This window comes from Actinomadura physcomitrii, assembly GCF_008923205.2.
In the GTDB taxonomy this organism is placed as follows: Bacteria; Actinomycetota; Actinomycetes; order Streptosporangiales; family Streptosporangiaceae; genus Spirillospora; species Spirillospora physcomitrii.
Genome location: NZ_WBMS02000012.1, coordinates 90929 through 99380, shown reverse-complemented (window position 1 = coordinate 99380; position 8452 = coordinate 90929). Strand labels below are relative to the sequence as shown.

General features: G+C 73.1%; 8 protein-coding genes. 7 read left to right on the top strand and 1 reads right to left on the bottom strand.

The genetic code is table 11. The features are described 5' to 3' along the window. Positions 1-529, bottom strand: a 529-nt coding sequence (locus F8568_RS17110) for a dihydrodipicolinate synthase family protein (protein ID WP_202125050.1), incomplete at its 3' end; no start/stop codon positions are given. A 71-nt stretch (positions 530-600) separates the two neighbouring features. On the opposite strand from F8568_RS17110, the gene F8568_RS17105 reads away from it, so the two are divergent. From F8568_RS17105 to ccsB, 7 genes are all read left to right on the top strand, one after another. Next, the gene (locus F8568_RS17105) at positions 601-1515 is read left to right on the top strand and encodes a LysR family transcriptional regulator (RefSeq protein ID WP_151594544.1); all 915 of its coding nucleotides are present in this window, start codon (positions 601-603) and stop codon (positions 1513-1515) included. A gap of 81 nt (positions 1516-1596) precedes the next feature. Further along, the gene (locus F8568_RS46825) at positions 1597-3375 is read left to right on the top strand and encodes a serine/threonine-protein kinase (RefSeq protein WP_202125049.1); all 1779 of its coding nucleotides are present in this window, start codon (positions 1597-1599) and stop codon (positions 3373-3375) included. Positions 3376-3440: 65 nt separating this feature from the next. After that, a complete protein-coding gene (locus tag F8568_RS17095) occupies positions 3441-4082 on the top strand; it encodes a histidine phosphatase family protein (protein WP_151594543.1) in 642 nt (213 codons plus the stop codon). 48 nt (positions 4083-4130) lie between these two features. Beyond that, positions 4131-4721, top strand: coding sequence for a TlpA family protein disulfide reductase (locus tag F8568_RS17090; RefSeq protein WP_151594542.1), 591 nt, complete (start codon positions 4131-4133; stop codon positions 4719-4721). Positions 4722-4731: 10 nt separating this feature from the next. Further along, positions 4732-5472, top strand: a complete 741-nt coding sequence (locus F8568_RS17085) for a cytochrome c biogenesis CcdA family protein (protein ID WP_151594541.1) — start codon at positions 4732-4734, stop codon at positions 5470-5472. Between the two features lie 28 nt (positions 5473-5500). Next, positions 5501-7273: a cytochrome c biogenesis protein ResB gene (locus tag F8568_RS17080; protein WP_151594540.1), complete on the top strand. Its 1773-nt coding sequence runs from the start codon at positions 5501-5503 to the stop codon at positions 7271-7273. A 4-nt stretch (positions 7274-7277) separates the two neighbouring features. Beyond that, positions 7278-8276 (top strand): c-type cytochrome biogenesis protein CcsB, encoded by a 999-nt coding sequence (ccsB, locus tag F8568_RS17075; protein WP_328600922.1) that lies wholly within the window; start codon positions 7278-7280, stop codon positions 8274-8276. Positions 8277-8452 lie beyond the last annotated feature (176 nt).

The following is an 8452-nucleotide window of genomic DNA, read 5'->3' as shown; positions in this document are numbered from 1 at the left end:
GAGACGGCCCCCGGTGTGTGGGGGGTGGTGCGGTTCCCCCCCCCCCCCCCCCACCCCCCCCCCGCCACAAGTCAACGTGTAGCGGCAGCAGGGCGTTGTGCAGGGCCAGTCCGCGCGGGACGTCCACGGCGGCGCCGACGGCGGCGAAGTGGTCGATGACGCCGTCGTCGGACGGGCGCAGGTAGTACGGCACGACGACGAGCAGCGCGTCGGCGTAGGCGGCGTGCTCGCGGGCCTTCCGGATCGTGTCGGCGGTGCCCATCGTCCCGGCGCCGACGGTCAGCGGCGCCCCGTGCTCGATCGAGACGGCGCGGCACACCTCCACCACGGTGCGCCGCTCCTCGGCGGTCAGCAGCGCGGCCTCGCCGGTGGTGCCGAGCGCGACGAGCCCGTCCGCGCCCTGCTCCAGGCAGTGGACGGCGAGGCGCTCGAGGGACTTGGCGTCCACCTCGCCGGAGCGGGTGAACGGCGTGACCAGGGACGCGTGGATGCCGTGCATGGGCGTCGGCAGGACGTGGCGCGGTCTCATGCCCCGATCGTCGCCGACCCTTATTTTAGGACTAGCTAGAATCTGTCGACGTCTCGCTTTAGAATTGCTACATGCTCGATCTCGAACGGCTGCGCGCGCTGCACTCCGTCGCCACCTACGGCTCGGTCAGCGCCGCCGCCGACGTCCTGCACGTCACCACCTCCGCCGTCTCCCAGCAGCTCGCCAAGCTGGAGCGGGAGACCGGCCAGAAGCTGCTCGAGCGCAACGGCCGCGGCGTGCGGCTCACCGACGCCGCCGAGCTGCTCGTCGGGCACGCCGAGAAGATCCTCTCCCTCGTCGAGCAGGCCCAGGCCGACCTGGAGGCGCACCGCGGCTCGGTCGTCGGCCAGCTGACCCTCGCGGCGTTCCCCACCGCCGTGCGCGGGCTGATGCCGCAGGCGCTGCGGCTGCTCCGCGCCGAGCACCCCGACCTGCGCGTCCTGGTCCGCGAAGAGGACCCCCTGCACAGCATGCCGCTCGTCCTGCGCGGCGACCTCGACATGGCCGTCGTCCAGGACTGGAACAACGAGCCGCTGCCGCTGCCCGAGGGCCTGCACAAGGGCGCCATCTGCGACGACGTCGCCGACGTCGCGCTGCCCGCCGGGCACCCGCTGGCCGGCCGCGACAGCGTCGACCTCAAGGAGCTGGCCGGCGACCCGTGGATCAGCTCGGTGCCCGACAGCATCTGCTGCGACTGGCTCCTGCGCACCCTGCGCGCCATCGACAGCGAGCCGCGCATCGAGCACATGGCCTACGAGTTCGCGACGCAGCTCGCGCTCGTCGCCGCCGGGCTCGGCAACGCGATCCTGCCCCGCCTCGGCCGCTGCGACGTGCCGCCGGACGTCGCGGTCGTCCCGCTCGCCGAGCCGCTGACCCGCCGCGTGTACGCGGTCTGGCGGGAGGAGGCCGCGCGCCGCCCCGCGATCCGCGCCGCCGTGACCGCGCTGCGCACCGGCGTCCCCGGATCCGCCGTACGGGCCGCCTGACCGCCCGGCCCCCGCGGCGGGTGGGTCGCCGCGACGCGTCCGATTCGGTACGTTCTTCGCGATCACGGCCGGGAGGGCGCGATGGACGGGTGGCGGGTCGAGGGCTACGCCGAGGTGCGGGAGCTGGGCGCGGGCGCCCAGGGGCGCGTCGTGCTCGCCCGGCACGAGCGGTCCGGCACCCCCGTCGCGATCAAGTACCTGAACGCGTCCGCGAGCGAGGAGGAGCGGGAGCGGCTGCGGCACGAGGCCCGGATGCTCGGGCAGGCCGAGAGCCCGCACATCGCGCGCCTCTTCCGGCTCGTCGAGGGCCCCGACGGCGCCGCGATCATCATGGAGGCCGTCGACGGGGTGTCCCTCAAGGAGCTCCTCGCCCGGCACGGCGCGCTCGGCCCCGAGGCGTCGCTGTCGGTGCTGAAGGGCTCGCTGCTCGGCCTCGCCGCCGCGCACGCGCTCGGTGTCGTCCACCGCGACTACAAGCCCGCGAACGTGGTGGTTCCGGCGGACGGGCGCAGCCGGCTCGTCGACTTCGGCATCGCCGCCCCGGCCGGGCAGGAGGCCGGCGGCGCCGGCACCCCGTACTACATGGCGCCCGAGCAGTGGGACCGGCACACCGCCACGCCCGCGACCGATGTGTACGCCGCGACGTGCGTTTTCGTCGAGTGCGTCAGCGGGCGGCGGCCGTTCACCGGGAACCGCGCCGAGCTGGTGCGGGCGCACCGCACCGGCGAGGTGCCGGTCGAGACCGTCCCGGAACCGCTCCGCGACCTGGTCGCGCGCGGCATGGCCAAGGACCCCGCCGACCGTCCGGCGAGCGCCGCCGTGTTCGTCGACGACCTGGAGCGGACCGCCAGGGAGGCGTACGGGCCGGACTGGGAGTCCCGCGGGGTCCGCGCGCTCGCCGCGTCCGCCGTCGCGCTGGCCGCCCTGTTCCCGCTGGCCGCATGGGTCGTCCCGGGTGGCGCGAGCGCGGCCGGGAGCGCCGCCGCGCAGGGCGCCGCGCACGCCGCCGGCCAGACCGCCGCCCAGAGCGCCGCCGGCCACGCCGCGGCCAAGGCCGGCGGAGCGAGCGTGATCAAGGCGTTCTTCGGCAGCGCGGGCGGCATCGCCACCGCCGCCGCCGGGACGGCCGTGGTCGTCGGCGCCGGCGCCATCGCCGTCCAGCAGTTCGGCAAGGACGACCCCGCGCCCCGCCCCACCGCCACCCGCGCCGTCGCGGCCGTCGCGTCCGTCCGCGCCTGCCCCGTCACCGGCTTCGACGGGAGCACGACGACCCCGGCGCCCGGCCCCGCGCAGGTCCGCCTCCCCGAGCAGGTGAAGCTGCCGAAGGACGCCGTCGCCTACCGCACCGGACAGGGCTACCTGATCGGCCCGGCGTCGGCGCCGTGCGAGGGCTCGACGGGCGCCAACGCCGGGGTGAACTCGATCGGAGGCCCCGGGAAGCTCCAGATCACGCAGGACTGGCAGGGGTCCGTCGGCAACATCGCCGCGCAGGTCTGCAACTACTTCCCGAACTCGCCCGAGGCCGCGAAGGCGAGGCGCGACTTCCCGAGCTGCACGTCGCAGGAGCGCGGGCGGCAGGACGTCCCGACCGGCGACCCCTCGCTGCGGCTGGCACTGGCGGCCGACGCGAACGGGCAGCAGCTGGCCCGGCCGTACGTGGCGGTGACCCTGGCCGTGATGGGCTCCAACGGCGTCCCGTCGCCGGTCGGCTGCCTGGCGCCGCTGGCCCGGGCGGACGTGTGCACCGCCGCGCTGACCTACTGGTTCGTCCAGGGTGCGAAGGGCACCAAGATCACCAAGGCGGACCTGGACCGGGTCGCCGCCCGCATCGCCGCCTACGTGAAGACCACCGTCCACTGACGGATGCCGGCGGGCTCCGGGGCGCGGACGGGGCGGCCGGGCGGCGCGGGTAGCCTGATCGGGCCATGACTGACGACAAGACGATCGTTCACCTGCTGCGGCACGGTGAGGTGCACAACCCCGAAGGCGTCCTGTACGGGCGGCTGCCCGGCTACCGGCTCAGCGAGGACGGCGTCCTCATGGCCAAGGCCGCCGCGAAGTGGTTCGCCGACCGGGACGTCACCGCGCTGTTCTCCTCGCCGATGCAGCGGGCGCTGGAGACCGCCGCGCCGCTGGCCGACTCGTTCGACCTGCCCGTGACGGTGGACGATCGGCTGATCGAGGCGGACAACCACTTCGAGGGGCTGACCTTCGGGGTGGGGCCCGGCTCGCTGCGCCGCCCCGAGCACTGGCGCCACCTGGTGAACCCGTTCCGCCCGTCGTGGGGCGAGCCGTACAAGGAGCTCGCGGCGCGGATGCGCGCGGCCGTGATCCGGGCGCGGGACGCGGCGCGCGGCCACGAGGCCGTGTGCGTCAGCCACCAGCTGCCGATCTGGATCCTGCGGCTGCACGCCGAGCACCGCCGGCTCTGGCACCACCCGAGCCGCCGCGAATGCGCGCTGGCCAGCGTGACCAGCCTCACGTTCGAGGGCAGCAGGCTCGTCGAGGTCGGCTACCGCGAGCCCGCCGAGGGGATCGCGAAGGGCCCCAGTGTCGCGGGTGCCTGACCGCACCGCTAAGTTGTGTACTACGTCCTGTAGTAGTAGGAGGGTCCGTTGAGCCCCCGAATCCCCCATGCGCGCGCCGCCGCCGCTGCCGTCGCGCTCTGCGGGCTGCTGGCCGGCTGCGCGGGAACCGGTTCGGCCAAGAGCGGCCCGGACGGCGACGACGACCGGTTCATCTCCGGCGACGGGAACGTCACGCAGTACCAGCCCGGGCACCGCAAGAGCCTCCAGGAGGTCACCGGGCAGACGCTCGACGGGCAGGCGTTCCGGCTCGACTCCCTCAAGGGCAAGGTCGCGGTCGTCAACTTCTGGGCGTCGTGGTGCGCGCCCTGCCGCGGCGAGGCGCCGTCGCTGGAGCAGATCTACACCGCGAACAAGGCCAAGGGCGTGGAGTTCCTCGGCGTCAACTTCAAGGACGCCAAGGACAACGCCAAGGCGTTCGAGCGCAAGTTCAAGGTCACCTACCCGAGCCTGTTCGACGGGGACGGCCAGGTCACGCTCGCGTTCCGGGAGGTGCCGCCGAGCGCCATCCCGAGCACGCTCGTCCTGGACCGGCAGGGGAGGGTCGCGGCGCGCATCATCGGCGCCACCACCTACTCCAAGCTGAACCCGCTGGTGGGCAAGGTGCTCGCGGAACAATGAGCGCGGCACGGTGAACGTCGACGAGACGGTGACGAGCGGATCGCTGGTGGCGGCGGCGCCGCTGGCGGCCCTCGCCGGGCTCGTGTCGTTCCTGTCGCCGTGCGTGCTGCCGCTCGTCCCCGGCTACCTGTCGTACGTGACGGGGATGACCGGCGCGGACCTCGCCGAGCAGCGCCGCGGCCGGCTGCTGTCCGGCGTGCTGCTGTTCGTCGCCGGGTTCAGCGTCGTGTTCGTCAGCTACGGGGTGGCCTTCGGCGGCCTCGGCCGGTGGCTGCTGGAGTACCAGGACCGGATCACCCGGGTGCTCGGCGCCGTCACGATCGTCTTCGGGCTCGCGTTCATGGGCCTGATCCCGGGGCTGCAGCGGACGATGAAGTCGGGCCGGGTGCCGTCCGCGGGCCTCGCCGGGGCGCCGCTGCTCGGCGCCCTGTTCGCGCTCGGCTGGACGCCGTGCATCGGGCCGACGCTCGGCGCCGTGCAGTCGCTGGCGATCAGCGAGGCCAGCGCCACCCGGGGCGCGCTGCTGTCCCTGGCGTACTGTGTCGGACTCGGGGTGCCGTTCGTGGTGACGGCGGTCGCCTACCGCCGCGCGCTCGGCGCGTTCGGTGCGGTGAAGCGGCACTACCCCCTCGTCATGCGGATCGGCGGGGGGATGCTCGTCCTCATCGGGGTGCTGCTGGTGAGCGGCCTGTGGGGGGAACTGAACATCGAGCTGAAGTCGTGGATCAGCGGCTTCGAGCCGGTTCTGTGATGCCGACGGATCGGCAGAGGCGATCGATATGAGCGACATCGACATCAAGGACGACGAGACGGGCACGCAGGCGCCCGCCGCACGGCAGGCCCCCGAGGAGGTGCCGCGGCCGAGGGGCCTCGGCCCGCTGGGCTGGCTGCGGTGGGGCTGGCGGCAGCTCACCACCATGCGCACCGCGCTGATCCTGCTGTTCCTGGTGGCGCTGGGCGCGGTGCCGGGGTCGGCGCTGCCGCAGCGGGGGCAGGCGCCCGAGAAGGTCGCGGCGTACCTGTCCGACCACAAGACGCTCGGCCCGTTCTTCGACAAGCTCTCGCTGTTCGACGTGTTCTCCGCGCCCTGGTTCGCGGCGATCTACATCCTGCTGTTCGTGTCGCTGGCGGGCTGCGTCGTCCCGCGCGCGGTGAAGCACTACCAGTCGATGCGGGCCCGCCCGCCGGCCGCGCCGCGCAACCTCGGGCGGCTGCCGCAGTCGGTGTCGTACGAGACCGACGACGCGCCCGAGGACGTCCTCGCCGAGGCGCGCAGGGTGCTGCGCGGGCGGCGGTTCCGGGTGGACGTGTCCGGCGGCGCCGCGTCCGCGGAGAAGGGCTACCTCGGCGAGACCGGCAACCTGGTCTTCCACCTGGCGCTGCTCGGGCTGCTGTTCGCGCTCGGCGCGGGCAACATGTTCGGCTACCGCGGTAGCGTGCTGATCACCGAGGGCAAGACGTTCGCCAACTCGCTCGGCCAGTACGACGAGTTCACCCCGGGACGGCTGTTCAAGGACGGCGACCTCGCCCCCTTCACGATCAGCCTGGACGACTTCAAGGCCAAGTACGAGCTGGAAGGCGACAAGCGCGGGCAGGCCACGGCGTTCGACGCGTGGATCCACTACCGCGACAAGCCGTCCGGCAAGGACACGAAGTACGACCTGCGGATCAACCATCCGCTGAAGGTCGGCGGCACGAAGGTGTACCTGCTCGGGCACGGCTACGCGCCGAAGTTCACCGTGAAGGACGCCAAGGGGAACGTCGCCTTCCAGGACACCGTCCCGTTCCTGGCGATGGAGCCGCGCAACCTGACGTCCGAGGGCGTCATCAAGGTCCCCGACGCCGAGCCCGACCAGCTCGCCTTCTACGCGATCCTGTGGCCGACGGCGGTCGCCAGCCCGGACGGCAAGCAGATCGTGTCGGCGTTCCCCGGCGCGCTGCGGCCCGTCATCACCCTGTCGTCGTTCAAGGGCGACCTCGGCCTGGACTCCGGCACCCCGCAGTCGGTGTACAAGCTGGAGGGCATCGGCAAGACCCTCCAGCCGATCAAGGGCGGGGAGAAGCTGCTGGAGCCGGGGGAGACCTTCAAACTCCCCGGCGGCGCGGGCTCGATCACCTTCGACGGCATGGCGGAGTACGCGACGCTGTCGGTCAACCACGACCCCGGACGCATCCCCGCGCTGATCGCGGCGGTGCTGGCGGTGCTGGGCGTGGCGACCTCGTTCCTCGTCCGGCGGCGCAGGGTGTGGGTCCGTGCGGGCGCCGGGAAGGGCGGGCGTACCGTGGTGGAGGTCGGCGGCCTCACGCTCGGGAACCCGACCTCGGAGTTCGACGACATCGTGGCCGCGCTGCGCGGCCCGGACGCCCCCGGGCCCGCCGAACCGGAGAAGGCCGAACCGGACGAGCCCGAACCGGAGACGGCCGGACCGCGGGAGGCAGGGCGGGAGCAGGCCGGGTCCGGCGAGGACGGCACCGAGCCACAACAGAACGGGTCCGAAGCGGAACCCGGCGCCGATCGGGGTTCCGGGTCGGCAACCGAACCGAAGGAGTGACGAGGTGAGCAACGCCGACCTCGCGAACCTGAGCGACAAGCTCATGCTGACCACCGTGGTGATGTACATCGTCGCGCTGGTCGCCTACGCGGCCGATCTCGGCTTCGGCCGCCGCTCCGCGGCGGTGGCCGAGGAGCGGGCCGAGGCGAAGGTGCTCGTCGGCGCCGCCGGCGCCGAGACCGTCGAGACCGTCGATAAGGCCGAGGCGTCCGCGGACGCCGGGCCGGCCGCGTCCGACGACGCCGGGGCGGAGCGCCAGAGCGTCGACTGGGCGCGGCTCGCGGTCGTGCTGAACGTGCTCGGCTGGGCGTCGCACCTCGGCATCCTGGTCACCCGCGGGCTGGCGGAGCACCGCTGGCCGTGGGGCAACATGTACGAGTTCATGACGGCGCTGTCGTTCGCCGCCGTGACCGCGTTCATGATCGTGGCGCTGCGCTACAAGGCGCGGTTCCTCGGCGCGTTCGTGATGGCCGCCGTGGTGATCGCGCTCGGCATCGACAACATCTGGCTGTACGACTCGGCCGGCCCGGTCAGCCCGGCGCTGAACTCCTACTGGATCGCGATCCACGTCACCGCCGCGATCATCGCGACCGGCTCGTTCACGGTGGCGGGCGCCGCGACCATCCTGTACCTGCTGAAGGCCCGCGCGGAGACGAGCGAGGCCGGGGTGGGCGGCGGGATGCTGTCGCGCGTCCCGTCCGCAGCCGACCTCGACCGGCTGTCGATGCGGGTGACGATGTTCGCGTTCCCGATCTGGACGGCCGCCATCATCATGGGCGCCATCTGGGCCGACGAGGCGTGGGGCCGGTACTGGGGCTGGGACCCCAAGGAGGTCTGGTCCTTCGTCACCTGGATCGTCTACGCCGCCTACCTGCACGCGCGCGCGACGGCCGGATGGCGGGGCCGCAAGGCGGCGATCCTGTCGCTGATCGGCTTCGGCTGCCTGCTGTTCAACTTCTTCGGCGTCAACTACATGTTCTCGGGCATGCACTCCTACGCCTGAGCGCACGCCCCAGGGCACGTCATCGAGCACGTCACACGAGCAGGTCAATGAGGACCGCGGCCACCGCACCGGCGGGGCGCCGCGGTCCTCGCACATCCGCGCCCGCCCGTTCCGTGGTGACTCGCGGGGATGACGCCGAGTCGGGTTGCGGCTTACCCTGCCTCGGGGGCCCTCTC